This is a genomic window from Paenibacillus sp. J22R3 (assembly GCF_056269305.1).
The window spans coordinates 445187-471014 of the sequence record NZ_JBWDNS010000002.1 but is presented as its reverse complement, the minus strand read 5'-3'; the positions used below and the strand labels follow the sequence as shown (position 1 = coordinate 471014).

Below are 25828 nucleotides of genomic sequence, written 5' to 3'. Positions count from 1 at the left end.
CTGCTGCTTCTTCTCTATTGTTGTCCTTCACCATCAACTCCGGATGCTTCTGAAGCTCCCGATACTTCAGATACTCGGATACACTTCAGATACTTCAGATACTCCATATGCTTCAGATACTCCAGATGCTTCAGATACTCCAGATGCTCCAGCTGCTCCTGCTCCAGCGCTTGTTCCAGCGCTAGCTCCAGCTTCAGCGCTGCCGTGCCGCTTCCAGCGTTTCGCGCAGCGACTGCTCCATCGGTATAAGCGGCGTCCAGCCAAGGGCGATGACGCCTTCGCAATTCACCGGCGCCGGCGAGACGGCTTGCGACTCGCCAACCTCCCACTGCAGCGGATGCTGCGCCAGCGCATCGAACGCATCCGCGATTTCGCCGAGCGTGCGCATCACGCCGGAGGCGACCGGGTAGATGCGGCCGCTCTCTCCGGCGCGCAGCAGCAGCTCATAGGCGCGAATCGCATCGCGCACATCCAGCAGATCGCGCTGCTCGCCGCGCGAGGACAGCCGGAACGGCGCCGGCGCAGCAGCACCGCTTGCCGCTGCCTGCTCCGTCTTGGCCGCGTAGCGCGCAAGCAGCGCGCACAAGCCGCCGGATCGGCCGGGGCCGATCAGATTCGACGGCTCGGCGATTACAACCTCCATGCCGTAGAGCGACGTCCAGCTCTGGGCAACCAGCACCTGCATCGTCTTGCTCAAGCTGTACGGATGCTGCGGCTGCGGCCGCTCAACACCACCATGTTCAGCCGCGACGAGCGGGAAGCGCAGCATCGAGCCGGCTACGACGACACGACACGCAGTCCCTGCCCGCCGTACACCTTCAAGCACGTGTACGGTACCCATCACATTACTTTGCAGCACAGCTGCAGGGTCATTCCATGAGGCGCCAACCGCATTGGCACCTGCCAAATGCAGCACATAGTCCGGCTTGGCACTCTCGATAAGCGCCAGCACCTCGGATTGCGCGGCCAGATCACAAGCCAGCACCGCATGAACGGCGTTCAGCCATGCCCACTCTTCTGCATCAGGCTGCGGCAGACGGCGAACGACCGCCGTCACATCCCAGCCTGCCTCGCTAAAGTAGCGGCAGGCATGCTCGCCGCAGAAGCCGCCGGCCCCTGTTACCAGCAGGCGCGGGCGGCTCAACCTTCATTCATCCAGTTCGCAAGCTCCTCCAGCATCGGTACATAGCTAGGTGAACGGTAGCCCCAATCGCTCCGCGAGGATACAAGCGTCCGATCAAGATACAACCGATCATCCGGTACGATCTTGATCCCGTTTACGTGGAAGGTGGATTGAAACAAGTGCAGCAGCGTGAGCTTGCTTACCGTCTCGGCAGCTGTCAAATGGACCAATCCCCCAATCTCCGGATTTGCAATGGCATAATCCACTGCCTTGGCCAGCTCAAGCGTCGTAACCCCGTTCCACCACACTCTCGCATAGCCGTTGACGGTTCCTTGTTGCGCGAGATACCACTTCAGCAATCCGATCCCCTGCGGCCTGATCTCAGGCCCAATAATGGACGTGCGAATCGTGAGATGGCGGGAGCTCGGCGCTTCGCCGAGCGCCTTGGATCTCGCATATACGGAGGTGCCATCCGGCACATGCTGCTCTGTGTACCCGCCTTTCATCCCGCTGAACACACAATCGGAGCTGATATGAATGACGCGTGCCGGCGTGCCCAGATGATCGGCCAGATGTCGCAGCCAATGAGGCAGAAACCCATTCACCTGATAAGCGGCAAGCGAATGCTGCTCCGCATCCTGATTCAGAACGCCCACCGCATTGACGATGACATCCGGCTTAACTGCACCTACAAGAGCAGCTACAGCCTCACTGTCTGCAGCATCCAACTGAAGCCCCTTAGCTCCCCCCTCTGCCGTTCGAGTCGTGTACACAACATCCATTTCCGGATGCAGCTGTTCAAAATACCGGATCAGAACATGACCTGCCATGCCGCTTCCTCCGATAATGAGCAGCTTCATGACAGAAACCCGCCCCGGACCAGCATCGAACGAATTTCTTCCTTCGTCAGCAAGGACTGACTGGAGCTGTAGCTCTCGAAATCGACGCTGGGATAGCTGCTGTAATGCTGCCGAAGCCCCGGAATATCAAGAGTTGGCAGAATGACCAAATACTCTTCATCGTACACAACCGTAGTCGTGCTTTCATGGTCTGTCAGCAGAATCTCATGTATTTTCTCCCCTGGCCGAATCCCTGTTGTCACCATCGTCGCGGGAATACCTAAGTCATCGATCAACACGGCTGCCAAGTCCACAATCCGGCAGGTTGGCATCGTCATCACGAAGATTTCTCCGCCAATGCTTTCCTCCGATGCTTTGAACAACAACGTGATGGCATCCTGCAGCGTCAGGAAGAAGCGCGTCATGTTCTTGTCTGTAATCCGCACTTGCCCCTTTTCTCGGATTTGATTCATAAACAGGTGCACGACGCTCCCGTTCGTGCCAAGTACATTACCGCCGCGCACGCAGACAAATGTCGTATCGGAATGCAGCAGGTTCGCGTATACGATCAGCTTCTCGCCAATCGCTTTTGTCATGCCATAGAAATTCGACGGGTTCGCCGCCTTGTCGGTGGAGATATAGACTACTCGTTTGACCCCGTTTGCGATGGCGGCCTCGATGACATTTTGCGTTCCGATGACGTTCGTTTTGAGCGCCTCATACGGCTGGTCCTCACAAACGGGCACATGCTTCAGCGCTGCCAAATGAAACACGTAATCGACCCGCTCGCACGCACGCATCAATGCTTCTTTATCCCGAATATCTCCGATGCAGAAGGACAGACGCGAATCCTCAAACGTGCGGCTCATCGCCACCTGGCTGGACTCGTTACGGGAAAACACAATAATTTGTTTGGGCTGCTGAGGCAGCAGCTGGCGGATCAATTCGTAGCCCCAGGACCCTGTTCCCCCGGTGACCAGTATGCGCTGATTAGTAAACATTCCATTTCCCTCCAAGCACAAATTTAACCACTTTATCCGACACATCTTTGGCCAAATACCCGTCCGGACACTCCCAAGCTGCAGGCAGCGAAGTCATGATGACCGCAGCCTCTTCGATTCGCTCCGCCTTCAATCCGCATACAACATTACTGCCGCAGTCAATGGTTTCCGGACGCTCCGTCGTTTGCCGAATCGTGACGGTTGGAACACCGAACAGGCAGCATTCTTCTTGAACGGTACCGCTGTCTGTAATGGCACAGAAGGCATTCTGCTCCAGCCGGACAAAATCAAAGAACCCCAGCGGCTCATAGAAAACGACCCGCTCATCCATTTCCACGCTCACTGACCCGCTGTCGATCCGCGATCTCGTCCGTGGATGAACACTGCAGATGACACGCTTGTCAAAACGCGCCGCTACGCGATTAAGCCCCTCCAATATACCGGTCAGTCGCTCCGGCACATCGACATTCTCCGCGCGGTGCGCTGTCACGAGCACGTAGCTGCCAGCCTGCAGACCGAAGCGTTCCAGCACATCGCTGGCATCAATCTGCGGCTTGTAATGCTCAATCACTTCATGGATCGGATTACCTGTCAGCACAATGCGATTGCTGGGAAAGCCTTCACGCAGCAAGTTGTTCTTGCTGTATGACGTGTATGGCATGTTGATACTAGCGATGGCGTCGATAATCCGGCGATTCTTCTCCTCGGGCACCGATAGGTCGTAGCAGCGATTGCCGGCTTCCATGTGGACAACCGGAATCCCCATCCGTTCGGCGATGATGGCGCACAGTGCGCTGTTCGTATCGCCAAGCAGCAGCACTACATCCGGCTCATGGGCGATCAGAATGCGTTCCACTTCTGCAAACATGACGGACAATTGCCCGCCGAGCGTCTGCCGTGTCTCCGTGAACATATAGTCCGGCTGCCTCAGCCCCATCTCCCGGAAGAACACATCGCTAAGCGACGGCGAAAAGTTCTGTCTTGTATGCACGAGCACATGCTTCTCGGCCAGCGCATCCAGCTTCTGAATGATAAGACTCAGTCGTATAATTTCCGGGCGCGTGCCCAAAATCGTTACAACGCGCATGAAACGTCCCTCCTTCGTCGTTCAATTGACGGGCAAGCTGCTATCGCTTCTTCTTAGCGCTTCTTGCCCGATTCCTCTGGCGCCCCGGCTGCCTTCGGCGCTTCAAGCTGCTTTGCTTCCGAACGCCTTGGCGGCGCCGGTTCTTCCCTACTCGGCCTGTCAGTCGTTTGCGGCCCTTTCTTCTACTTCTGTACGCCGTGCCAATCGGCTCGCCTTTCGGCCATGCGGCAATGTAAACATCCGGAACCTCGCGAATCTCTTCCATTCGATGACCTGCTCTGTGGAAGGAGCGCGTCGATCGAAAAGGCCGGAGAACGCCATTGTCAAACTTGTAGATTGTAGCTGTGCTGCTGCCTTTGAGTACCGTTGGCGGTGTATATCCACGAAGAACCAGCGTAGCAATGAACCTGAGCAGCCGTTCACGATAGGCATTAACCCCATACACTTCATGCGCCGCTTGGACATTGCGCGCGCCAATTGCTTGCATCGCCGCCTCATCAGCCAGCAGCGATGACACGCGGTGCTTCAGTCCTTCCGTGTCCCCCATTGGAACAACGTAGGCTTCGTTTCCTGTAGCTCGGCCTATTTCGGAGAGTCCGCCGGAGCCGTACACGACGACCGGCTTCCCGAACACCATACCCTCAAGCGCCGTCATACCGAACCCTTCCACCGTTAAACTGGGTACAACGAGTACATCCATGGCCGGATAGACCGTCTCCACCTGCTCTTCAAACCGAATCCAGCGAAATCGCTCCATTAGTCCGCGATCTCTGGCGATGCCTATGCATTTGTCAAAATAGCCTTGATCCACTGGGTTGCCCACGATGAGATACATCGCTAGGGGATGCTGCTCGGCCGTGTTTACGGCCATTTGCATGAAATGCTCAAGTCCCTTTGCTTCGAAGATTGACGATGAAATGTACCCGACCAATCGTTGTTCATCGGCAATCGCCAGCTGCCTGCGCCGATTGATGCGGTGCTGCTGCCAGCTATGCGGATTCAGCTCGCTCTGATGCCAAGATGGCGGAATCAGCGTCGATTTGGGAATCATACCCGGCGTGCGAAGCGGTGCCAGTGTCGTCTCTGAGATGCCGACGATGTAGTCCGAATATTGCTCGATAACGGAAGCTGCGAGCGCGGTGTGAGGCGTTTCTCGAATGGCTTCCATAACCGTCCAGACGACCGGAATACCAAGCAGCTTACCGGCGATAGCAGGCAGTGGATGAACGCATGTATTGGCAATGATGATACTCGGACGTTCATAATGAATGAGCTGAATCAACTGCAGCCATAGGGGGTCACGTTGGTGAGTGCCTATCTCATCCGTCATATGAGAGAGTCCTAGATATAGAGGCACGACGAGTGGAATTTGATGCACAATGACCGTAATTCCCAGCTTGCGAGCATTTGCGGCAATAATGCCCTCATTGGGAACGACAAGCGTGCAGGCGAAGGAAGGCAACAGCTCCCTGACCATAAACAGCAGCAGTTTCTCAGCGCCTGTCACATATTGCGGGCTGCAAATATGCGAGAATACTAGCATTTTTGGTTTGCTAAGCTTCAATTGGTTGACTCCCCTCCGCCTTTTCATCGCAGCTTTCAAAACCCTAGTTGTACAATATATTGTGACGGCTACTTAAACGGCACGACATTTGAACCTTTCCAAACGCACAAAATACTCGCAACTCTATCTCCGCTGCTCACTATGAATGATAGCTGTCCCCCTCTTAACCGGGAAACAATATCGCAAGCATCCGCTCAATCCGTTTGCCATACGTATGCTCCCGCATCGTCCGGTACATGCCGCGCATGGCGATTGCTTTGCGCTCTTCCTCGTGCGCCAGGTAATATTGAATTTTATCGATCATCTCTTGCGGCGAAGAGTAGGTGACAATGTCCACATCCGGCGTGTAAAAGGACACGAGATCACTGCGAATATCCGTCAGCTGCAGCGCTGCGCAAGCCGAAATCTCAAACGTCCGCGGGTTCGGCGAGATCGCGCCGATGCCAGCACTGTTGTTGTTGAAGGTTTCATCATCGTGGGCACGGTGCATGTTAATGACGATTTTGGCTCCGTTGTACATATTTGCGGTTTCGTCCGGACCCATCCAGCGGCCCAGCTCAATCTTGCTCTTCATCAGTTGAAAATCTTTCAGCCGCTCCCACCAGATGCCGGATATATGCGTATCCTTCGATGCGAGAAATTTCGTCACTTCGTTAAAAAACTCGACGCGCCGCCAGTAAGCCGAGCCGATGAAGCAAATGTCATGACGCTGCGATCTCAGAGGATTGCGCGGCCTGAAGGATGCCGGATCTGCTCCGAGCGGCAAATAATAAACATTCGGACAGCCTAGGCGGCGGTAATAGTCCACGCAAACCAGCTCCAGCGTAAACACTTCGTCATAATGAGGCGCAATGCCTGAGGTGATGTCCGTGTAGTAAGGATCATCCGTGAGCCATATAGCGGTACGAATGCCGGCTGCCCGCATGGCATCGGCTTGCGCGACATTGAATTGCAAACCATCGAGGACGATTACAATGTCCGGTCTGATCCGCATCGCGATATCCGCTACAGGCTGCAAGGTGTCCGTAATGGTCAGTTGCGTTACCTGTGCACGAAGTGCGTTCGCAATGGCCTCATCGAGCGGTGAATACGGAAATCCCTTCCCTGTCGCGACAAACAGCACATGCGCCTGTCTCACCGGGAAAATCTGAGTTTGTGCCGTACTTTGCAAAACCGACTCGCATTGACCGAACCAATGGCCGTGCTGCCAGCCAAGTCGGAAGCCGTCTACTCTGCCTCGCGCTTCCCCCCGAAGTCCCCGAGCCACTTTACCTTTGCGAATTCGGCGTCTTCGTGTTTTGGTCGCCATCCCATCCACTCCTCCCTGCCTGAACTTTCTTTTGCTGCGACGTATTACCACTTCAACACCTCAGCAACCTGCTGCAAACGCTGAACGAAGGTATGGTCCTTCAATGTTCGATGCAGCCCCCGTAAGGCAACTTGCCTGCGCTGCTCTTCATGATTTAAGTAGTAATCCAGCTTCATAATGAGCTCATCCGGTGAATGAAAGGTGTCGAGTTCCACGCCAGGCACATAGTAGTTATGCAAATCTTCACGCACATCTGTCAGCTGCAGCGTGCCGCATGCCGCTATCTCGTAAGTGCGCGGGTTAATGGATTGGCCGGGTAGGTTCAGCTCGTTTTTATTGTCCTTGCCCCGCTCCGTAGTCCGGTGCATATTAATGACAATCTTGGCGCCGTTGTAATAACGGATCGACTCATCGACCGGCAGCCAGCCCATTCGGATGAATTTCTGCAGCTGTTTATAGTTGCGCAGTCGATCCCACAAGCCGCCTGCTATAAACACTTTGCGGTTCTTCAAGTAGGGAGCGATGGCATCAAAGAGCTCCACGCGATTCCAGAATGCTTGCCCGATAAAACAAATATCGCTGCGATGCCCCGCCTCCACTTTCATAGGCTTAAACCAATTGGGGTCTACAGCTAGCGGCATGTAAACAACATCAGCGCATCCAAGTCCTCTGTATAAGTCCACCGTGCTCAGCTCATGAGTAAGGACAACATCGTAATGAGGCGCGATTTGCACCGTATCTGCAGTCACATAGGGATCATCGGCGAACCAAATGGCCGTACGAATGCCCATTGCCCGCACCGCATCGACCTGTTCCAAATGATTGTCCGGGAACACATGCAGTCCGTTGAGCACCAGCATCCAATCCGGCCTGATGAACGAAGCTTGCTCCGCCATGAACTTGGCATCTGCTACATGCACCTCGCGTACGGTATGGCGTAGCGCTTCAACGATGCCTTGGTCGATTGCTTCGAAGCCCTGCGGTATATACAGCACACAGACATTCCGTTTCGGGAATGCTGCGGCCGGATGCAGTCGCTTGTAGATAAAGTCGCAAGCGCCATCCCGCTGGCCGTTGCTGTATCCTGCGGCGAATCCTTTTCTTGCTGCTTTGGCGTTAAATTTCCGCTTCGCCTGCACGCGCTCCACCCCTGATTTTCGAGTATTCTGTCTCCATATATATGCGAATGACAGGCAAGGCTCTTGGTCACTTGTCCGCTTGGCTCGCAAAATTGGCGTTTGACCCCTAAGGCAGATTGTCTAGAAAAAAGTAGTATATTTCTGGCAATACAGTCACATATTAAAAGAGGTTACGGCATGAACATGAAGGAGGGCTTGATTATTCATTTCTCAAAGAAAGTGATTGAACCGATTCCGGAAGAACAAACATCCATTTGGACATGCAGTAACGAGGGTTGCAGCTGCTGGATGCGAAATGACTTCTCCTTCGGCGAATTCCCCAACTGCCCCATCTGCCACTCCAGCATGACCAGCGATATCAAAAGCCTGCCCGTACTTACCAACGGCACGAAGCGCAGCTTCCAGTAAAGCTGCCGGACCTATGCTATGGGTCGGCAACAGATAATCAGCATGAAGAGGCTGACTCTTAATCATCAATGATGATTGAAGGTCAGCCTCTTCATGTTGCTGTTTCGGCGGATGCCGGGTGATGCAGCTGCGCCGAACCCCTGGTCATCACGCTTCATTGGGGAGCTGTTAGCGGATATGCTGCTTACCGGCACGGACTAATGGCGTGGGTTCCGCGGCTGAGCGATCGCTTCGCACTCTCAGCATCCGACGCAGGAGGGACAAGGTTAGTTGGTTCGCGGAGAGTTCAATTCTTGAACTCTCCGCCTCATTTCGGCCTGGTTTTATGTGGATCGCTTTCCAAAACAAAAGTGCCAAGAACGTCCCGCGGGGGACTTTCTTGGCACCTTATGACTAAACCGTAAACCGAGCCGCTGACTGGGACAGCTGCTGCGACAGTCCGGAGAGGCTTTGCGAGCTCATTGCCGTCTGCTCGGAGCTGGCTGAAGCTTCCTCGCTGACTGCCGCGATGTTCTCGATGGCCTCCAGTACTTCCCTTGTTTGCCGCGACTGTTCCTCGCTGGCAGCGGCGATATCGGTAACCTGCGCCGTAACCTCGCCTACTTTCTGAGTAATGTGCACCAGTGACTCCCCGGTTTGTTTAGCGAACAGAACGGAATCGAGCGCTGCTTGCGAACTCTCCGAGGTGAAGGTTTGCATCTCCCCGATAATGCCGGTAATCTGCTTCGCCGCCGCGCTGCTGCGCTCGGCCAGCTTACGTACTTCCTCCGCTACAACGGAGAAGCCTTTGCCGTTCTCCCCTGCTCTAGCCGCTTCGATGGCCGCATTCAAGGCGAGCAAGTTGGTTTGCTGCGCAATCTCATCGATGACGCCGATGATTTCACCGATCTTCGACGATGCTTCCTGCAAGGTGCTCATTTTGTCGCTGAGTACATCCATACTTTGGATCGAGCGCTGCACGATTCGATCGCTCTCCTCCGCTACATTTCGCGTATCGCCGCACAGGTTAGCCGCACCTTCCGCACTGATGGCAACGGTATCGATTGCGACCGATAGCTCTTGCATCAGCTCATTAATCGATTGTGCCGATCTTGCCTGTTCATTGCTGCCTCTGGCGATCTCATCCGTACTTTTCGTGATATCGACGGAAGCTACGGAAACGGAATTCGCCGACTCCTTCATATGCGCTATGACGCTGCGCAGACTCGCTACCATATCGTTAAAAGAACGGGAGAACTGGCCAACCTCGTCCCTAGACGTAAATGGACTGTTCACGGTCAGATCGCCATTTGCCACCTTAGCAGAAATATCCGCCAACTGACGCAGCGAGCTGCGTGTGGAAATACAGAAGCCGATGGTCAGATAAGTCGCAAGCAGCAAGAGCAGCGAGATAAAGAGCGTGCTCTGCAACCGTTCAGAGGTAAATCCGTCTACCCGCTTATGGAGCAAGTCATCGAGAACTGACGAAGATGTCTCGTACAGAGAGAAAGCTGCCGATATCACTTCATCGCTTAGATCGTCTTTACTGCCTGCACCTGCCGGTACTCGATCCGCTTCCATAAAACGTTCATTCATCAGCTCTAGAAATGTATTGATAGAAGCTGCCGACTCCGTTGCAACGCGGCCCATATCCTCTCTCAAGCCGGGGTTGTAGGCGTAAACCGTCTGCAAATTTTTCTCAATTTCCGCCAGATTGCTCTGAATCTGCGTCAAATTGCGATCCAATCGTCGCTTGGTCGACTGTGTCATCTCTCCATCATAAATCGCTCGGTTCGCTATGACAGCGGATGAGCTGAGCAAATCGGTCATATACGGAAGCTTCACTAAGCTAATATCCATGATATAGTAGGAATCCAAATCCGGGTCCAAGACCAAATTCGAATGATCCCCTACGAGTGTAATTAAATTCAAATGATCCTGTACCAACACATCATATTGGGTATACTTGTCATCCACGACGCCAGCTTTAGGCAAGGTGCTCTTGAAATCCTGCCAGTCTGCCAGCAGCTTCTTCCAACCCGCTTCCGTACCAAGCTTCGACCCATATTTGTCTTCAAGCGTTTGCTGCTGCTTCATCGCCATCGTCATCAAGTTCTGACTCTCCGCAATCGCAGCCTCACTGCCGATTTCACCTAATTGCAGCGAAGTCGTCTGCTCACGCAAGTCCAGTGCAATCCGAAGCATGTTCTTCAGTCCTGCATTGTACTGGTTTCCGATTAATTCCTTCTTACCGAATTCAATGCCGACTTTCTTCTCCGAAATGTAGAAGTACATCAATAATGCGACAGGGATGATGAGAACTACGCCTATAATGATAAATTTCTGTGCGTAGTTCAAGCGATTCATCAGTTTAATAGCAGGATTAAAGATAGCTGTAATCATGGTGTTTCCTCCTTATTAATCGTAGTCATCCCCAGCAAGCACTTCAATAGTACGATACATTTTCGACAAAATTCAGCAATTACCTCCTCGATTCGACGCTATTTTGCGTAAATTTTCCATAAAGATATTTGCGCTGTCGACCTCTTATCTCCGCCAAACCGCACTTCCTTTCGGAGAAAATAAAGAGGCCGGCGATCCCCCCTAATCAGGAAAGAACCGCCGGCCCATCTATTATTTCGATGCTTTCCAGGCATCGATCTGAGATTGCATCTCCGCCAAAATCTTATCGAGTCCTGCCTTCTTCAGTTTCTCGTTCATCTTCGTAAGCGTCGTATCCGGATCAGCGATACCCGTTACCAGTCCGGCGTAGAACTCATCCACAACAGAAGCGGTTTGCGCAAGCTCACTCTTCACGTTGCTCGGATCGAAGGAGAAACCAAGCAGCTTGGAAGGAATCGCAGCTGCATTCTTGTCTGGACCGGCAGGGAACCACTTCGGCTGTGTCGGGCTTGTGCGGTAGGAGTTGAACATATTGCCATACTCCCAGCCGGAATCCATCCAGTAGCCGGTGTTGTCGATCTTCTGAATCAGGTCGTCTCCAGCCTTCGTGTAATGTTTGCCTTCGATACCGAAGCTCATCAGATTGAATAGCTGCGGATCGGAGTAGAGCAGGTTGTAGAACATCATCGCTCTGGCCGGATCCTTGGACGTACGGGAGATCGCCGTCATCGTTGCAATGATGGAGCCTGTGCTCATGTAAGGCTTGGAGAACTCGACAGCCGCCACGTTCGCCGCATCTCCGCCGCCGAATTTAGCCGCTTGGTTAGCCGCTGTATCCGGGTTGATCACGGTAAATGTGGAGGTCACGTATTTGCCTGCCATTTCATCGGAGTTCGTATCTTTCAAAGTGGATGCATCCTTGCGGATGATGCCTTTCTGGAACCATTCATGCATAAGCTTCAAGAAGTTCGTGAATTCAGGTGTTTCATACAGATTAACAACCTTCGTGCTGTCATCGTTGATATAGACGACACCAGGGTTTTTCTGCGAAAAATATTCGATGCCGAGCGCGCTGCCGTAGTTGCCCATAACATCGGTGTCGCCTTTCAAGCTGAACGGGAATTTATCCGGCTCGCCTGCTTTGACCTTCTCGAAGAAAGGCGTCAAATCTTGGAGCGTCTTGAATTGATCGGCTGTGAAGCCATACTTATCGAGAAACGTCTTGTTAATCAGGACGCCCGGCGTTCTTGCCAGTACTTGCGTATTAATGATGGCATAGAGCTTGCCTTTTACTTTAGCCGCATCCCACGCTGCTTCCGGCACCTGCTTGAGAATGTCCGGTCCGTACTGCGGGAGCAGATCCGTAATGTCGAGGAACGCGCCTTTATTCACATTTTGCAAATAGTCGTTTGTCCAGTTGGAGGTGAAGATCAGATCCGCTTTCTCGCCGGAAGCGGCGATCGCCTGCATCTTCTGATCGTACGTGCCCCAATCGACAAGCTGAATGTTCAGCGTCGCATTGATTTTCTCCTGCGTGATCTTGCTCATCTCATCCTGCACAAGCTTCGCATCCGGGAAAACGCTTTGAGGCAAATACCATGTAATTTCGTAGGGGTCGAGCTTGGATGCATCCGTTGCAGTCGTGTTCGCTGCCGAATTGTTCGCCGCTGCAGTGTTGTCTGCCTTTGTATTGCCGGTATTCGCGGACGTATTGGCATTATTCTCTGTGTTACTGTTGCCGCAGCCGCTAAGCAGCATGCTAACGGAAAGAATCGCTGTCAGTGTTGCCGTAACAAACTTGAACCCTCTTCTTCTCATTGAAATAACCCTCCTGTGATTACTATTTATTATCATCCGAGAACGGACCGATAATCCAGTACAACTTTTCAAGCTGGGCCGAGCCACAATCATTCACCGGCTTTAGCCCTTGACTGCACCGACCGTTAATCCCTTGACCAAATATTTCTGGAAGAACGGGAAGGCGAACAGCATCGGCCCCGCAGCCAGAATCGCAATTGCCATGCGGGAAGATTCCGTCGGAATCGCGCTCAGATCAACGCTTATGCCGGCTTGCACATTCTTCGTCAGAAACTCGATGTTGGTCATGATGCGGTTCAAGAAGAACTGCAGCGGGATCAACTTCTCGTTCTGAATGTAGAGCATAGCCAGCCACCAATCATTCCAGAATGCCAACGCATAGAACAACCCAATCGTCGCCAGGGCCGGCTTCGATAACGGAAGTATGATTCGCACGAAAATGCCGGGCTCCGTTGCGCCATCGATTTTCGCGGATTCAATAATTTCAAACGGCAGCCCTTGCATAAATCCCTTCATCAGCATCGCGAACCAAGCACTGACGCCATAGGGAAGGATCAAAGCCCAGATCGTATCCTGCAGATGCAGCACATTCGTCATGATCATGTACGAAGGCACTAGTCCCGCATTAAAGAGAAGCGTGAAGAAGACGAAGAATGTGGTTGCTTTGCTGTACCTGTAATCCTTGCGCGTCATGACATAAGCAATCGAAGACGTAAGAAGCAGAGCGATTGCGGTTCCAAGTACCGTGACGACAATCGTAATGAAATACGATTGCAGCAGCAGCTTCGAATTCTGAAGCAAATAAGAGTAGGCGGTAAACGTAAACCGCTTCGGAATGAGCTGGTAACCGTACCTGGCAATGTCGGCGTCATAGGAGAGCGAGACCGATACCACGTACAGCAATGGAAAAATAATCAGAATCGACAGCAGGGTCAGAACCAGTACGATCCCTACATTGTTGCCGCCTAGTCTGCCCGCTTTAGCTGCGTGCATTTGCGCTCACCTCCATTAGAACAACGCGTTGTCCTTGCTGTATTTTCGAACGAGCAGATTCGTTGTCAGCACTAAGATGAGTCCGACAACAGCCTGATACAAGCTTGCTGCTGAGGCCATTCCGAGATCCCCGACGACGCGCAGCGATCGGTACACATACGTGTCCATGACGTCTGTTGTTGAGTAGAGCATCCCTGCGTCCCTCGGTATGAAGTAGAACAAGCCGAAGTCGGAGTAGAAAATACGGCCGATATTCAACATTGTCAGCATCGTAATGAGCGGTGTAATTAGTGGAATCGAGATGTTGCGAATCTGCTGTAAACGAGAAGCTCCGTCAATCGAAGCGGCTTCATAATAACTCGAATCAATCGCGAGCAAGCCGGTGAAGAAAATAATCGCGGTGTAACCGACGTTCTTCCACAGGTAAGTCAGCGTAAGAATGAGCGGCCAATAGGACGGATTGCCATACCAATCAATGGCCGTGCCGTGGAATTGTTCGACAATTTTATTGATGACGCCGTAAGTTGGATTAAGCAGAATGTAGGTGACAAACCCGACGACGACCCACGAGAGAAAGTAAGGGAAGAACAGGATCGTTTGAAAAATTTTCACGAGCTTTCTGCCCATTTCTGCCATCAGCAGTCCAACAATAACGGAGCAGATCGTCCCGACGACGATGAATACCCCATTCAACAGTAGCGTGTTTCGCGTTATCCGCATCGCATCCTGGGAGTTAAAGAAGAACTTAAAATTGTTTAAGCCCGACCAGGCGCTGCCCCAAATGCCATCGGCATAATTGATGTCTTTAAATGCGATCACGATGCCAAAGAGCGGCAGGTAATAGAAAATAAAGACGACGATGATCGCAGGCAGGCTGATCATGAATAAGCTTCTGCCTTTCGTGAAATGCTTCCATTCCTTCTTGAATACCGAAGTGATTCCTCTGCTCATGTGCTCCTCCTTTGTGCCGTTTTGCGATTTCGTTGTTTACGATTCTGAGCATACGGCCCACGGGGGCATCGGCGAAACTGCTCATTTTTGCAGCGTCAAAAAAGCACTGTACGATTTTCAAATTTGCCGAAAATCCACTGTACAAAAACAAAAAAAGGCCGCCGATACTGGGATCGGCGGCCTTTCTAAATCTGTGACGCGAATGTTCCGACTCACGACTACCCTTTCCCCCGCCCGGCAATATACTCACGCGGCGTCATGCCGAACTTCGCCTTGAACAATTTATAGAAATAGCTTTCATTCTCAATGCCCACTCGGCGCATGATTTCTTGAATGCTCAGCTTCGAGTTCTCCATCCACTCCACCGCTTTCGTCAGCCGGACTTGATTGATGTACTCCGGTATCGACATGCCGAAATGCTCCTTCGATATCTTGCTCAGCTTATAGGCGGAGAGTCGCATCATGCCCGAAATATCGGTCGCCGAGAGGGAAGAGTCGAAATAATTCGAATCGATGAAAGCCTTGATCGTATCTGCAGCTACCTGATTGCCTTCCTCGGCAGCTGATTTGCGCTCACTCGTCATCGTCTGAACCGCTTCAAGCAGCTGCTCCTCGAACTGCTCTGCCGTCTCCTCCTCATACAGCTCCCGATTCAGCAGCTTCGCATGAATATGAATCGGCTCCTTGAGGGAACGGTTCATTTCGTACACAGCTTTCTTCAAATGATGCACAACCTGCATGCTGACAAGCATAATATCGCTGTACTCCAGCTTGCGGATATAACGGAACAGCTCGCGGAATTTCTCTTCCGTTCGCACGGGATCGCCCTTCTTGACAACCTCGATGAACTTGCCTGTAAGCTCCATCACCTGCTCCATATCAATACTGCTCGTCTGCTCATCGATCTCAGCTTGCGTGATAATCGCCATATGGCCTCGCACATAACGATAGGAGCTGTTCGTGAAGGTGTGACTGTACGACGCCGCAATCGCTTGATAGTGTTCAATCGGCTCGCTGATGGCGACAGAGAAGGAAATTTTGTAATGCTCTTTAATGTAATGCTGCGCTTCCGACAGCAGCTCCTTAACCATCTCTGGCTGCGGCGCAGAATCAATATTGAGAAGGATCGTGAACGAATCATCCTTCATATCTACGGTTTGCTGAGCGAATGACCTGCTAATCACCTCTGTCGTTATGTTGGCGATTGCGAAGCGCAGAAGCTCTCGCTCAACCAAGCTCTTCGTCATGAACAGCTTATAGTTGTCGATACGCAGCACGCAAAGCAGAAACGGCTTCTCCTGCGACAACGCAGGATGGAGCGAATGCAGCGCCTCCCCGAATGCCGTGCCGCTCATACTGAAGCTGTCGACAAGCAAACGTTTGAGAAAATACAATTTCATAATGCCGGTATTATTGTTTTTCTCCAGATGATACTCGTACAGCTGCTCTCTTGATTTCTGATACACCTCGGTCAAATAGGAGAATTCATCCTTAGCTCCCGGAGCCACAGATCCGCCGCGTGAGGTCTGTTCCATCAGCCTTCTGACCGGCTTGTAGATCCCTCTTGAAACCGACAAGGTCAGCAGCAGCGCACCGGCAAAGATCGCCAATGTAATGAGCAGAATCGTATCCAGCAGCTGCTTCAAGTTCGCATACGCCTCTTTGTAAGGCTTCGCATCAAGCAGTGTCCAGCCGGTCTTCTCCAGACGAATATACGAGATGATATATTTCTCGCCGCCAATGCTTTGATTAAAGAAACCTGACGGCTGCGCAGCCAAGCCTTCTGAGCTGCCCGCCTGGTCCACATAAGCTTGCCTAATCGTATTCGCGAATGTTGAGGTTTGTACCGGATTACCCGGATCGGTCTCAATCAGCCCATTGCCGCTGTCCAAGATGTAGAGCTCACTTCGCGCGCCGGCCTCAATCCGGTTAATCGCACGGATGTTATCGACGAGCCAGTCCAGCTTTATGTTCAGAATGATGGCGCCATCCATACGGTTATCGCGATCCGTCGTCTCATACATCACATAGCTTAATACCGTATTCGCAGCAGCTCCGGCTGCGCCTTGATCAGCGGCTTCCGCACTGCGTCGCACGATTGCACGGAGCACCGGAATGTTCGTATAGCTTTGCAATACTTTATCGAGCTCTGCGTCCTTATGATACAAATCGCCATATGTCGAGTAATATAGTTTCTTATGATTGTTATAGATGTAGATGGACTGAATGAATGGATTGTTCGCCACAATCGTCGCGTTTAGTTTATTAATGACATTCAAATGCTCGTACGTTTCCTCATCGTTCAAATACATAAGCGCCTTCACGTCGTTGCTGCCATAGGTGGAGAGGGTAATATTGCGAATCATCGTATCGAGATAATCGATGTTGTATTTCATCTGCGAGAGTACCTTCTGGCTGTTCTCGTATTCGCTCTTGAACACCTTCTTCTCTACATTCACATACACAAGCGTGGAGAACGAAACGACGATTAGCAAAATAATGCTGGTGATCCACAAGAATATGCGCAGCAAATATTTCTTCTCTTGAAACAGACGAATGAAGCTCATAAGCAAGTACCACCCTTGTTATTCAATCTTTGCTTCCCAAACCGAACTGCCGTAATGAATGTCCGCTTTGCATATATGCCCGGCAACCGCAATCGGCTGCTTGCCTTCTGCCGCGTGCAATAACTGAAGGGCAGCACTTCGTCCCATATCATAGAAAGGCTGGTTCGCACCTGTAATATCTAGTTGGAGTTTCCCGTTCAACCCCTGCGCATCATAAGTAACAAAGGACATCTCGTCCGGGACACGCTTGCCAAGCCGCTCAAGTGCAGCGAGCGCAGCCTCGGCAATCTGATCATTCGCTGCAAATACAGCCGTGTACCGCGTCATCTCCAGTGCATTCGCAAGCCGAGCAACAAAGTCTTCGAACTCGCTCTCGAAATTCTCGAACCGAGTCGGGATGCATAAGTCGTATTCAGCTTCAAAAGAAACGCCTGCTTCAATAAACGCTTGTCTCATGCCAAGCAGCCGTTCATAGAACGTGCTGAGGTCCGAATTGCGTACGAATGCAATCCGCCGATGTCCCTTGGCAAGCAGCAATTTCGTAAGCGAATACGCGCCTGAAGCGTTATCGCTCGTCACAAAAGGAATATCGGTGTCCCATACGCGCCTATCCAGAAAAATGACCGGAATGCCGCAACCCGCTAACTCCTCGTAGATCTGCCGACTGCGAGGCTCGTCCTGGCCGCCGTGAATCGGACTCAGAATAATCCCCTCCACTCGCCTTGCAATCGCGCTCGCAACGAATGACTCCAGCTTATCTAGGCTGCGATTATCGCTGCTGCTCATGAGCTGATAGCCCTTCGGCTGAAGCACATCCTCGATCCCGCGCAGAGCGGCTCCCCATAGCGGATTATCGATACCGATAACCGATGCAGCAATGAGTCCGCTCCCGTTCCCATTCCCGCTCCTTATTCGACTGGTCGGCTGAGACAAGAGCCCTCCATCTGCCAAATATGTACCTCGGCGATTATCTCGTGTCAGAAGCCCTTCCCCACACAATTCCTTAATCGCCTTCTCTATTGTATTAACGCTGGATTGATAGGACTCCGCCAAATTCCGGCTGGAAGGCAGGCGTGAAGTGTCCCTCCACTCTCCAGCATGTATGCGCTTTCGAATATCTTCCTTAATCCGGTGATACGGGAATATAGTCAGCCTATTCACCTTCATCTCTGCTAGATTAGCTTGACTATATGATATGTGTATCATCTGTGTCAATCCAGAGTCTGAAATTGATGAACCACATGTATATAGGCCTACTTTTATGAACCTTTAGTCCTTCACTTACGCAACTAAGACATCAATATCACCTATAAATACCAACTCTATCCTTTTAAATAGGTTCCAGAGACTCATTCGCTAGTTTGAGATATTATGGAAAATAGAAATAGCGCTAAATTCCTACATTATTCGTCAAAACTGAATCATTTTTCGCAGGCAAACCCTACGAAAGCAGGGGACGCAAAGTCAATGGGTCTAAGTCTATTCTCCTATAAATGCGATGAGATACGACAGCCAGACTGCCGAAGTTAATCTGCTGACCTTGGTTCTCCAAGCGGGAAGATGCGTATCGGTCTGTTACCGCCATCTTGCTTCGAGCCCGAGGATTTTTGTATACCTATTTGACGTAGAAAGGATGTGTACGGCTTGGCAACCCCTTACGAGCAGTTTAGTTCTAAGCTTCTGACATACACATTAATATTCCTTATTCTGTCTTCTATTCCCATATATGTAACCGTTCTTGCACTTGAGCTAATTACCTTTCAAGTCTTTATTCGATTCGTCGCTTCCGTTATCCCGCTTGGCGTTGTGCTCTACTTCATTTACCGACAAACCTATCAAACGCTCAAAGGAAAAGTCATTATTTCAGCCTATTCGTTCCTGCTCTGCTTCATCGTCATGTGGTTTATCCCAACATCAAACTCCGGCACCGTGGTTTTCCTCTTTGCGCTTCTCTCCCTCATCTATCTGGACCGCTTTGTGACACTAATGGCAAGTGGATATGGCATCCTTGTACTCATCACCCATCAATTATTCAACCCCTATATGCTCGCAACGGATCTGCTCTACCAAATTGTTCAATTCACCTTGTTCACCATGAGCTGTATCACCTGTGTCAGCGTTTGCATCATTGGACGCCGAATCATCGCACATGCGCAGCGAAGCGAGAAGAAAGCGCTGGATAACGAGAATCGGTACCGGCAAATTTTCGAGCTGTCTCCCGAAGCTAATATTGTACAGATCGACTATAAAATCGTTCACATGAATCGATCAGGGCTAACGATGTTAGGCGCACAGCATCTGGATGAGTTAGTCGGCGTCAATGTGTTTGACATCGCATTGCCGGAGTATCACGAGATGATGCGAACCAAATCAACCGACCTCATAGAGGGCCACACTGCCGTTAATCACGCGGAGCTCTGCATTTACAAGCTAAACGGTGAAGTGATCGACGTTGAAACCAATTCCATCTCGATTCTATTTCACAATCAGCCCGCGATCCTATCAAACTTCCGAAATATAACGGAAACGAAGAAGGCTCGTGAAACCATCAACTATATGGCCTATCACGATCAACTGACTGATCTTCCCAACCGCTATCAATTAATAACGAAGCTCGATGCAGAGCTCCGGTATGCGGTACACAAACCATGCAGCTTCGCTCTCCTGTTCCTTGATATGGACAGGTTCAAATCCATCAACGACACATTCGGTCATCCACTGGGGGACCGTCTGCTCAAGAGCTTCGCGAAACGGCTTCAGGCATCGCTGCAGCCAGCTGCATTTGCGGCCAGACTTGCCGGCGACGAGTTTGTCATCCTGCTGCCGAATATCGATGCTGAAACGGTGGGGACGCTTGTTGGCCCTCTGCTGGAGCGGCTCTCTGAACCTTTTATTCTCAGAGGTCAAGAAATCATCGTTACGACAAGCATCGGAATCGCTATGTATCCCAAAGACGGGAAGGATGCCGATACGCTTCTGATTCTCGCAGATGCGGCTATGTATGCGGCTAAGAGGCGGGGAAGAAACAACTACGCCTTCTATAGTAATGAGATGAACGAAGTTAATTTACGGAAAATGATGCTGGAGCAGGACTTGCGCAAAGCACTGCAGCAGGGAGAGCTGCATTTGCTCTATCAGGGCAAGAAGGATTTGCAAGCTGGCAGTTTGAACGGCTTCGAGGCTCTCCTTCGTTGGACGCATCCCAAGTTCGGCGCCGTTCCTCCGGCTGAATTTATTCCGCTTGCGGAAGAAACAGGGCTTATTGTTCCGATAGGAGAGTGGGTCATACGGCAGGTATGTAATCAAATCAATGCTTGGAAGCAAGCGGGCTTGTCTCCTTTGCCGGTGTCCGTGAACTTATCGGTTCGCCAATTCAAACAGGACAACCTGATTGATATGCTGAAGGCGATCCTGCTCTCCACTGCGGTTGAACCACGGCTCATTGAACTTGAAATTACAGAGAGCGTTGCTTCATCGAATTTCGAAGCCCCGCTTATTGAGAAGCTGCATGAAATGAAGGCGCTCGGCGTTGCTATTTCGATTGATGACTTCGGAACCGGATACTCATCGCTTAGCTATCTGCGCCTTTTTCCCGTGGACACCCTTAAGATGGACAAATGCTTCATTCGCAATATTGGTCACAATCAAGATGATCTGGCAATCGTCACGGCGATCATTGGTATGGCTCATAGTCTCAAGCTTCAAGTCCTCGCTGAAGGGGTTGAGAACGAGACTCAGCTTGCACTCTTAAAGGAACAGCGCTGCGACGGTGCTCAAGGCTATCTCATCGGCTACCCTATTGCGGCTGAGGAAGTGGAGCTGCTGATTACTCCGGTCCATGAGCTAAGCAATTCGTAGGGGAGTACAAGCCCGTTCCTATGATGGCCCGAACTCCCTCCAAGCTGCTTGATCATCATTAGGTTTGCTGTTCATAGGCGAGCTGATGGCCATCCTCGAATCCTTTGGCAAAGCCGAGGTTATAGCCTTGATTATAAGCATTATCGAAGGCTCGATTATAACCCGGACTGCTTAAACCCCGCTTCCTTCCACGCTTCTGCTTACGCACGGAAGATTTGCCGGTGCCTGACTTCGTGCGTTTGCGCTTCGTAATCGAGGTAGCCTTCTTCTGGCTGCCTGCTGCTGCCTTGCTTGAAGACTTGTTCGGTGTGACCCGTGGTGTGATTGGTGACTTGCTGACGATCTTCCCGCTTATTCCCGCTGCAATCACTTTCCGGTTCCTCCTTTACCTTCCCGTATTGGATGCGAACCAACCTGCACGGCAGCATTCAGCCATGGCTTGGCAGAGCGGCTGTCTCTGCTTCGACTTTGGCTTTGACTGCTCTCCATGGCGCTTACCATTGCGGTAAGCGTCAGCTGCATCGCCTCAAGCCGCTTCATGTTGCGCTGTATGGCTTCTGCCAGACCGGATGCCCGCTCGGCTTCAGCTGCGACGCTGTTCAGAATTCGAGCGACGGCCTGCTGGCTGCGGGAGAGCGACGCTAGCAGTTCGATTCGTACCTCCCGCTCCTTCAAGCTCCAATTCATTAGTGCCTATCACCCATATCAAACGGTCCGTTCAGCATATTTTCGATGCCGTTCATCGGTCCCGCCCCCATCCCCATATCATCCACCTGGCGCAGTGCCGCCTTCAGTACATTGGTCATCCCATGATTGAGCTTCGCAAGCCCGTCAATCACTTCGACAAGCTGATCATGTACCATCATCGAGGACTTCCATTGGTCTTGCTGCTCCGTAAATGCGTCCGGCGTAATATGATTGCACAGCCAAGCGCGTACCTTCTCCGCTTCGACGGCCTTTGCCTCCAGAATCATCGCCACATTCCACTGCAGCTTAGCGGAGGCGTCCAGCATTCGGATATATGCGGTTTCTCGACTCATAACGGGCACGCTTCCTTTCCTCCGCCTATTCTTCGTCCTCGACGTCCATCTCTTTCATAACAACCGAAATCGTAAGGGCAAGCGACTCCTGCAGCTCTGCAATGCTGTTTAAATAGGCCACTACACTCTTCGTCATCACCTGAGAATTATCCATCAGCTCGCTGACCCCGCCGAAGCTTGGGTGCGTATCCGGCAATGCGTGCACAATTTGTGCCATCCGGACTGCGACATGACGCTTCGCCTCCAAGACGCGCGCCAGCTGCTCATGGGAATGTGACATATGCTCAATCATTTCCGTTACGATATGCTGCAAGGCGCAGTCCCTCCTCTACCTATCGCAATATCAGGAATCGGTCTCTTTGTTAACATATGCGCCGCCCTCTCCGCTTGGCACAGCCAAGACTCCTGTGCGCTATAACTGATCGGCAACCTGAACGGGAGCAATGATTGGCAATCCTTCAGGCAGCATGCCGAGCTGCTCCTCCGTCACCAATCCTGCAGGCTTCCACTGCAGGCACCATGCCTCCGCTGCTTTCGCGCTTGCCACTCTTCTCCGAACGCCGTTCGCGACCACATAGAAACTGCCGTCCGCACCAGCAGCCGTAACGCCTTGCATCGTCAGCGCCCCTTCAATGCTTCTTCCGTGCCAGCCAGCTTCAACAGCTTCGACTGCAATGCTCTCCCCGATTGGCCAGCGTCGCAAATCCACTTGCGAGAGCCGTACGATAGGCAGGGTAACTTGGCCTACAATCGGGCGACGCATACCACCTTCCACCCAGTAGAGCGCCCCGGACACTCCGCGAACGATGACATGCTCTGGAAAGAAGGCGGTTTCTCCTTGTGCGCGGTCACCGGCTGCGTTCATGGCTTGAACCTGATAGACGAGATCGTGGGGATTCCCCCATTTCTCTACGTACACCTGCAAATTATGATCGTTGACTTCTACAAACTTCGTTCCAAGCTCCTTCATGCTTACACTGCCGAAATGATGAATGAAGGAATCGCGCGCGATGACAAGCGTATACCCTTGCAGACGTACGCGGATGTTGTAATCGTCGTCCTCATAGTTTCCAATCCGGTAGCCTTCGTCGAGGTAACCGGTTCGATCCCAAAGTTCGCGGCGAAACAGCAGGCAGAAGCCCGTTAATCGGTCCGTTCGCTGCCATCTGGCCGGGTTAGGAATATTATACAGTCTTGCGAATGGCGCAATGCCTCTTACCGTCTTGTACGGCACTTCAATGCGCTGATCGCCGCTGATATAGTTCGTCACCGGACCGACCATGCCGATTGCGGGATCGCTGTTCAAACAGGCCAGCATATTGCCCAGCCAACGCTCTGTCACAATCGTATCGTTATTGAGAAGCATCAAGTAAGATCCCTTCGCCATCATCATGCCGATATTAATCGCGCCGGCGAAGCCTCGATTCGTCTCAAGCACCCGAAACCGAACCCTGTTGCCGAGTCCGCGCAAGTAGGCGGCCGTACCGTCCGTAGACGCGTTGTCGACGATGATGATCTCATAGGCGCTCGGCGTATGCAGCTCGATGCTGGCAATGCATTTCTTCAAGAAGTCCACTTTGTTATAGCTTGGAATAATGATGCTTGTGCCTTCAAAATAAGTACCGAAGCCAAAGTACCCCGTGCGGACACCTTCCTGATAGCCGGCTGCCATTCCGATTGGAAATTGGCTGGATTTCTTCGTTTTGCGGGCTGCAGAGGTACTCGTAGCCGTCGATTTCTTCCGCTTGCGATGCGCATGCGCTTGCCTTCTCATCCGCTCTGCCCTCTCCTATCCTTAATGCGTAAGCGCGATCTGTCCCTTCACAATGGCATCTGCCATATGGCCAAAATCAAGCGCTGTCTTGCTCCGCTCGTGTGCGATCCGGGTGCAAATCATAACAGCCGCAATTCCCGCGGACACGAGCGCCAAATCAAATTCAACACCTCGACTCTCCAAGATGACGCGTTCCACGTCACGCACTCCCCGTACCGGACTGATGAGCCCTGACACCATGAATCCCCGTTCCGTGAGCATATGCGCCAGCGCCGGAGCTGCATTGCCGATGACAAGCAGCTGCTTGCCGGCGAGCAGGCTGCCGAGCAGTCCGGTTTGGGCAAGCCCGTAATTGACCGTCGAGTTCGTCATCCGAAGCGTCCCAGGGTCAAGTTGATGCGCGCGAAACACCGGATGCAGCAGCGGGTGAAAATGTTTTCTGCGGGCAAGCGGCACACCGACGATATGCGCATGACGTATAGCGTGCAGGAGCTGATCGCGCGCCAGCAGATCAGGCGGATTCACGCCGGCATAGGGGAGAAACGTGCCCTCTCGCTGGATCGTAGCGGTGTCGTAGACGACTTCCTGCGCAAGTGTCAGCAGCTCTCCGTCTCCAAGTCTGACGACCGCGCACGGTCTGCGCTCATGAATGGCCTGTTCCATCTCGGCAAACACCTCATGAACATCCATTAACGGCAGACATCTCGGCCGCAAATGCTCGACTCCGATGGCAATGACGTCTTGGAGCCGAACTTCTGGGAGCAGCAAATTCATCGGCAGCGCTTGCTCCAGCAGCAGCTCTCCTCCTTCGTACTTGCCAAGCTCGTAACCCGCCGTAAAAGCATTGTCGTGAAATTGCCCATGTTCCATACCGGGTGGAAGTGCGGCGCTGTCGCGCTGTCCCCGGCGGCGCCCTCGCTTCTTGACCAAGGACGGCTTCCGCCCTCTTGTCCTTTTCTTGGCGCCATTCGCGCTTGATTTCCTTGACTGCCCGGCTTTTGCAGCTCCGCTTCTGCCTCCGGTTGCCGCTGGAACCGCCTGCTTCTTCACGATCTTCTGCGGCGCATTGCCTCCCGAAGTCTTAGCCGCTGCGGGAGCGGGAGCCTGCTTCGGCTGCGGCTGCGACTGGGACTGGGACTGCGGCTTCGGTGCCGACACACTACGTTTGGTCGCGACCTGCCCTTGCCCGCTGCTGCTTGTGAGCATCACGTTTCTGTGGACTACCGCCACCTTCATGGTCCATCATCCCCGCTAAACTTTATCGAAGCCTCAAGAAGGGATTGAAAGGTACCGGCATCTGTCCACCAACCGGTGATATGCCGATGGGCGAGCTTCCCCATGCTCGCATATACGTTGTTCACGTCGGTAATCTCCAGTTCCCCGCGCAGCGATGGCGTCTGTGCCGCAATGAAATGAAAGACTTCGCGATCGAACAGATAGATCCCCGTTACGCAGCTGTCGGTTAATGGCATCTTCGGCTTCTCATCGATATGAATAATCCGCCCTTCCTCGTCGAATACCGGTACCCCATAGCGCTCCGGGTCAGGCACTTGCTTGAGCAGCACCATCGCTCCGTCAGCCTGCTGCATGAACGCTTCCAGATGAGGGGCCAGCGATTCCTCGAACAAATTATCACCCAGCAGCACGATAAACTTGGCATCCTCGCCAACGAAAGACCTCGCCAGCTCAAGCGCCTGGGCGATTCCGCCGGCTTCTTCCTGGATGCGGTAAGTAAGTGACACCCCGTACTCTACGCCGCTTCCGAGAAAAGAAGTAAACATCCCTGCAGAGACTCGGCTTGTAATGAGCAAAATGTCCGTAATTCCAGCCTCTTGCAGACTGTTAATGCTGTAGCATATCATCGGGAGCCTCCCGACCGGCAGCAAATGTTTGTTCAAGAGCTTCGTCAGCGGCATTAGGCGCGTTCCCGTACCACCGGCCAAGATAACAGCTTTCAAATAAATAACCTCCTTTG

At 52.3% G+C, this 25828-nt stretch carries 23 protein-coding genes and 1 riboswitch; of the genes, 2 read left to right on the top strand and 21 right to left on the bottom strand.

The genetic code is table 11. From position 1 onward, the window contains the following. Positions 1-14: 14 nt before the first annotated feature. The 8 genes from AC0YN4_RS10320 to AC0YN4_RS10285 form a co-directional block, all read right to left on the bottom strand. Complete coding sequence (locus AC0YN4_RS10320; RefSeq protein WP_475781381.1) at positions 15-284, bottom strand: hypothetical protein; 270 nt, start codon at positions 282-284, stop codon at positions 15-17. Continuing rightward, positions 194-1144, bottom strand: coding sequence for an NAD-dependent epimerase/dehydratase family protein (locus tag AC0YN4_RS10315; RefSeq protein ID WP_475781380.1), 951 nt, complete (start codon positions 1142-1144; stop codon positions 194-196). The genes AC0YN4_RS10320 and AC0YN4_RS10315 overlap by 91 nt, the downstream gene beginning before the upstream one ends. After that, positions 1141-1983: a dTDP-4-dehydrorhamnose reductase family protein gene (locus tag AC0YN4_RS10310; RefSeq protein WP_475781379.1), complete on the bottom strand. Its 843-nt coding sequence runs from the start codon at positions 1981-1983 to the stop codon at positions 1141-1143. Before AC0YN4_RS10310 ends, AC0YN4_RS10315 begins: the two co-directional genes overlap by 4 nt. Then, on the bottom strand, positions 1980-2963 hold the full coding sequence (locus tag AC0YN4_RS10305; protein WP_475781378.1) for a polysaccharide biosynthesis protein: 984 nt from the start codon (positions 2961-2963) through the stop codon (positions 1980-1982). Before AC0YN4_RS10305 ends, AC0YN4_RS10310 begins: the two co-directional genes overlap by 4 nt. Next, positions 2953-4050 (bottom strand): non-hydrolyzing UDP-N-acetylglucosamine 2-epimerase, encoded by a 1098-nt coding sequence (gene wecB, locus AC0YN4_RS10300; RefSeq protein WP_475781377.1) that lies wholly within the window; start codon positions 4048-4050, stop codon positions 2953-2955. Before wecB ends, AC0YN4_RS10305 begins: the two co-directional genes overlap by 11 nt. Before the next feature lie 40 nt (positions 4051-4090). Next, on the bottom strand, positions 4091-5614 hold the full coding sequence (locus tag AC0YN4_RS10295; RefSeq protein ID WP_475835743.1) for a glycosyltransferase family 4 protein: 1524 nt from the start codon (positions 5612-5614) through the stop codon (positions 4091-4093). Positions 5615-5777: 163 nt separating this feature from the next. Then, positions 5778-6923 carry a CgeB family protein gene (locus AC0YN4_RS10290; protein WP_475781375.1) on the bottom strand — a complete coding sequence of 382 codons (1146 nt, stop codon included), beginning with the start codon at positions 6921-6923 and terminating at the stop codon, positions 5778-5780. Positions 6924-6967: 44 nt separating this feature from the next. Continuing rightward, complete coding sequence (locus tag AC0YN4_RS10285; RefSeq protein ID WP_475835742.1) at positions 6968-8062, bottom strand: CgeB family protein; 1095 nt, start codon at positions 8060-8062, stop codon at positions 6968-6970. Positions 8063-8263: 201 nt separating this feature from the next. On the opposite strand from AC0YN4_RS10285, the gene AC0YN4_RS10280 reads away from it, so the two are divergent. Next, complete coding sequence (locus tag AC0YN4_RS10280; RefSeq protein WP_475781876.1) at positions 8264-8470, top strand: cold-shock protein; 207 nt, start codon at positions 8264-8266, stop codon at positions 8468-8470. A 393-nt stretch (positions 8471-8863) separates the two neighbouring features. Here AC0YN4_RS10280 and AC0YN4_RS10275 read toward each other — a convergent pair whose 3' ends face one another. The 6 genes from AC0YN4_RS10275 to AC0YN4_RS10250 all read right to left on the bottom strand — a co-directional run bounded on the left by AC0YN4_RS10275 (position 8864) and on the right by AC0YN4_RS10250 (position 18348). Beyond that, a complete protein-coding gene (locus AC0YN4_RS10275; protein ID WP_475835741.1) occupies positions 8864-10852 on the bottom strand; it encodes a methyl-accepting chemotaxis protein in 1989 nt (662 codons plus the stop codon). A gap of 231 nt (positions 10853-11083) precedes the next feature. Next, positions 11084-12670, bottom strand: a complete 1587-nt coding sequence (locus tag AC0YN4_RS10270) for a DUF3502 domain-containing protein (RefSeq protein WP_475835740.1) — start codon at positions 12668-12670, stop codon at positions 11084-11086. A gap of 102 nt (positions 12671-12772) precedes the next feature. Then, entirely contained in the window at positions 12773-13663 is an 891-nt protein-coding gene (locus AC0YN4_RS10265; RefSeq protein ID WP_475835739.1) for a carbohydrate ABC transporter permease, read from the bottom strand. A gap of 15 nt (positions 13664-13678) precedes the next feature. Next, entirely contained in the window at positions 13679-14614 is a 936-nt protein-coding gene (locus AC0YN4_RS10260; RefSeq protein WP_475781370.1) for an ABC transporter permease, read from the bottom strand. 218 nt (positions 14615-14832) lie between these two features. Continuing rightward, positions 14833-17181 (bottom strand): AraC family transcriptional regulator, encoded by a 2349-nt coding sequence (locus AC0YN4_RS10255; protein ID WP_475781369.1) that lies wholly within the window; start codon positions 17179-17181, stop codon positions 14833-14835. Between the two features lie 18 nt (positions 17182-17199). Then, complete coding sequence (locus tag AC0YN4_RS10250) at positions 17200-18348, bottom strand: GntR family transcriptional regulator (protein WP_475835738.1); 1149 nt, start codon at positions 18346-18348, stop codon at positions 17200-17202. Between the two features lie 256 nt (positions 18349-18604). Continuing rightward, positions 18605-18706, top strand: a riboswitch (cyclic di-GMP riboswitch). 119 nt (positions 18707-18825) lie between these two features. Here AC0YN4_RS10250 and AC0YN4_RS10245 point away from each other — a divergent pair. After that, entirely contained in the window at positions 18826-21039 is a 2214-nt protein-coding gene (locus AC0YN4_RS10245) for a putative bifunctional diguanylate cyclase/phosphodiesterase (protein WP_475835737.1), read from the top strand. Between the two features lie 58 nt (positions 21040-21097). Here the strand turns inward: AC0YN4_RS10245 and AC0YN4_RS10240 are convergent, their stop codons facing one another. From AC0YN4_RS10240 to AC0YN4_RS10210, 7 genes are all read right to left on the bottom strand, one after another. Further along, positions 21098-21409, bottom strand: a complete 312-nt coding sequence (locus AC0YN4_RS10240) for a hypothetical protein (protein ID WP_475781366.1) — start codon at positions 21407-21409, stop codon at positions 21098-21100. Next, positions 21406-21726, bottom strand: coding sequence for a hypothetical protein (locus AC0YN4_RS10235; protein ID WP_475781365.1), 321 nt, complete (start codon positions 21724-21726; stop codon positions 21406-21408). The genes AC0YN4_RS10240 and AC0YN4_RS10235 overlap by 4 nt, the downstream gene beginning before the upstream one ends. After that, complete coding sequence (locus tag AC0YN4_RS10230; protein WP_475781364.1) at positions 21726-22079, bottom strand: alpha-helical endospore appendage domain-containing protein; 354 nt, start codon at positions 22077-22079, stop codon at positions 21726-21728. Before AC0YN4_RS10230 ends, AC0YN4_RS10235 begins: the two co-directional genes overlap by 1 nt. A gap of 25 nt (positions 22080-22104) precedes the next feature. After that, complete coding sequence (locus AC0YN4_RS10225; RefSeq protein WP_475781363.1) at positions 22105-22392, bottom strand: nucleoside-diphosphate sugar epimerase; 288 nt, start codon at positions 22390-22392, stop codon at positions 22105-22107. A 99-nt stretch (positions 22393-22491) separates the two neighbouring features. Next, a complete protein-coding gene (locus AC0YN4_RS10220) occupies positions 22492-23853 on the bottom strand; it encodes a glycosyltransferase family 2 protein (RefSeq protein WP_475781362.1) in 1362 nt (453 codons plus the stop codon). Between the two features lie 21 nt (positions 23854-23874). Then, positions 23875-25089, bottom strand: a complete 1215-nt coding sequence (locus tag AC0YN4_RS10215) for a GT-D fold domain-containing protein (protein WP_475835736.1) — start codon at positions 25087-25089, stop codon at positions 23875-23877. Continuing rightward, a complete protein-coding gene (locus AC0YN4_RS10210) occupies positions 25086-25811 on the bottom strand; it encodes a sugar phosphate nucleotidyltransferase (RefSeq protein ID WP_475781360.1) in 726 nt (241 codons plus the stop codon). The genes AC0YN4_RS10215 and AC0YN4_RS10210 overlap by 4 nt, the downstream gene beginning before the upstream one ends. Positions 25812-25828: the final 17 nt, after the last annotated feature.

What these genes read in the sequence shown, in the direction of transcription:
- AC0YN4_RS10290 (WP_475781375.1), bottom strand. Translation starts at nt 6,923, where the DNA reads ATGGCGACCAAAACACGAAGACGCCGAATTCGCAAAGGTAAAGTGGCT.
- AC0YN4_RS10215 (WP_475835736.1), bottom strand. Translation starts at nt 25,089, where the DNA reads ATGAAGGTGGCGGTAGTCCACAGAAACGTGATGCTCACAAGCAGCAGC.
- AC0YN4_RS10305 (WP_475781378.1), bottom strand. Translation starts at nt 2,963, where the DNA reads ATGTTTACTAATCAGCGCATACTGGTCACCGGGGGAACAGGGTCCTGG.
- AC0YN4_RS10230 (WP_475781364.1), bottom strand. Translation starts at nt 22,079, where the DNA reads ATGAGTCGAGAAACCGCATATATCCGAATGCTGGACGCCTCCGCTAAG.
- AC0YN4_RS10250 (WP_475835738.1), bottom strand. Translation starts at nt 18,348, where the DNA reads ATGAAGGTGAATAGGCTGACTATATTCCCGTATCACCGGATTAAGGAA.
- AC0YN4_RS10310 (WP_475781379.1), bottom strand. Translation starts at nt 1,983, where the DNA reads ATGAAGCTGCTCATTATCGGAGGAAGCGGCATGGCAGGTCATGTTCTG.
- AC0YN4_RS10275 (WP_475835741.1), bottom strand. Translation starts at nt 10,852, where the DNA reads ATGATTACAGCTATCTTTAATCCTGCTATTAAACTGATGAATCGCTTG.
- AC0YN4_RS10220 (WP_475781362.1), bottom strand. Translation starts at nt 23,853, where the DNA reads ATGAGAAGGCAAGCGCATGCGCATCGCAAGCGGAAGAAATCGACGGCT.
- wecB (WP_475781377.1), bottom strand. Translation starts at nt 4,050, where the DNA reads ATGCGCGTTGTAACGATTTTGGGCACGCGCCCGGAAATTATACGACTG.
- AC0YN4_RS10270 (WP_475835740.1), bottom strand. Translation starts at nt 12,670, where the DNA reads ATGAGAAGAAGAGGGTTCAAGTTTGTTACGGCAACACTGACAGCGATT.
- AC0YN4_RS10265 (WP_475835739.1), bottom strand. Translation starts at nt 13,663, where the DNA reads ATGCACGCAGCTAAAGCGGGCAGACTAGGCGGCAACAATGTAGGGATC.
- AC0YN4_RS10260 (WP_475781370.1), bottom strand. Translation starts at nt 14,614, where the DNA reads ATGAGCAGAGGAATCACTTCGGTATTCAAGAAGGAATGGAAGCATTTC.
- AC0YN4_RS10255 (WP_475781369.1), bottom strand. Translation starts at nt 17,181, where the DNA reads ATGAGCTTCATTCGTCTGTTTCAAGAGAAGAAATATTTGCTGCGCATA.
- AC0YN4_RS10235 (WP_475781365.1), bottom strand. Translation starts at nt 21,726, where the DNA reads ATGAATTGGAGCTTGAAGGAGCGGGAGGTACGAATCGAACTGCTAGCG.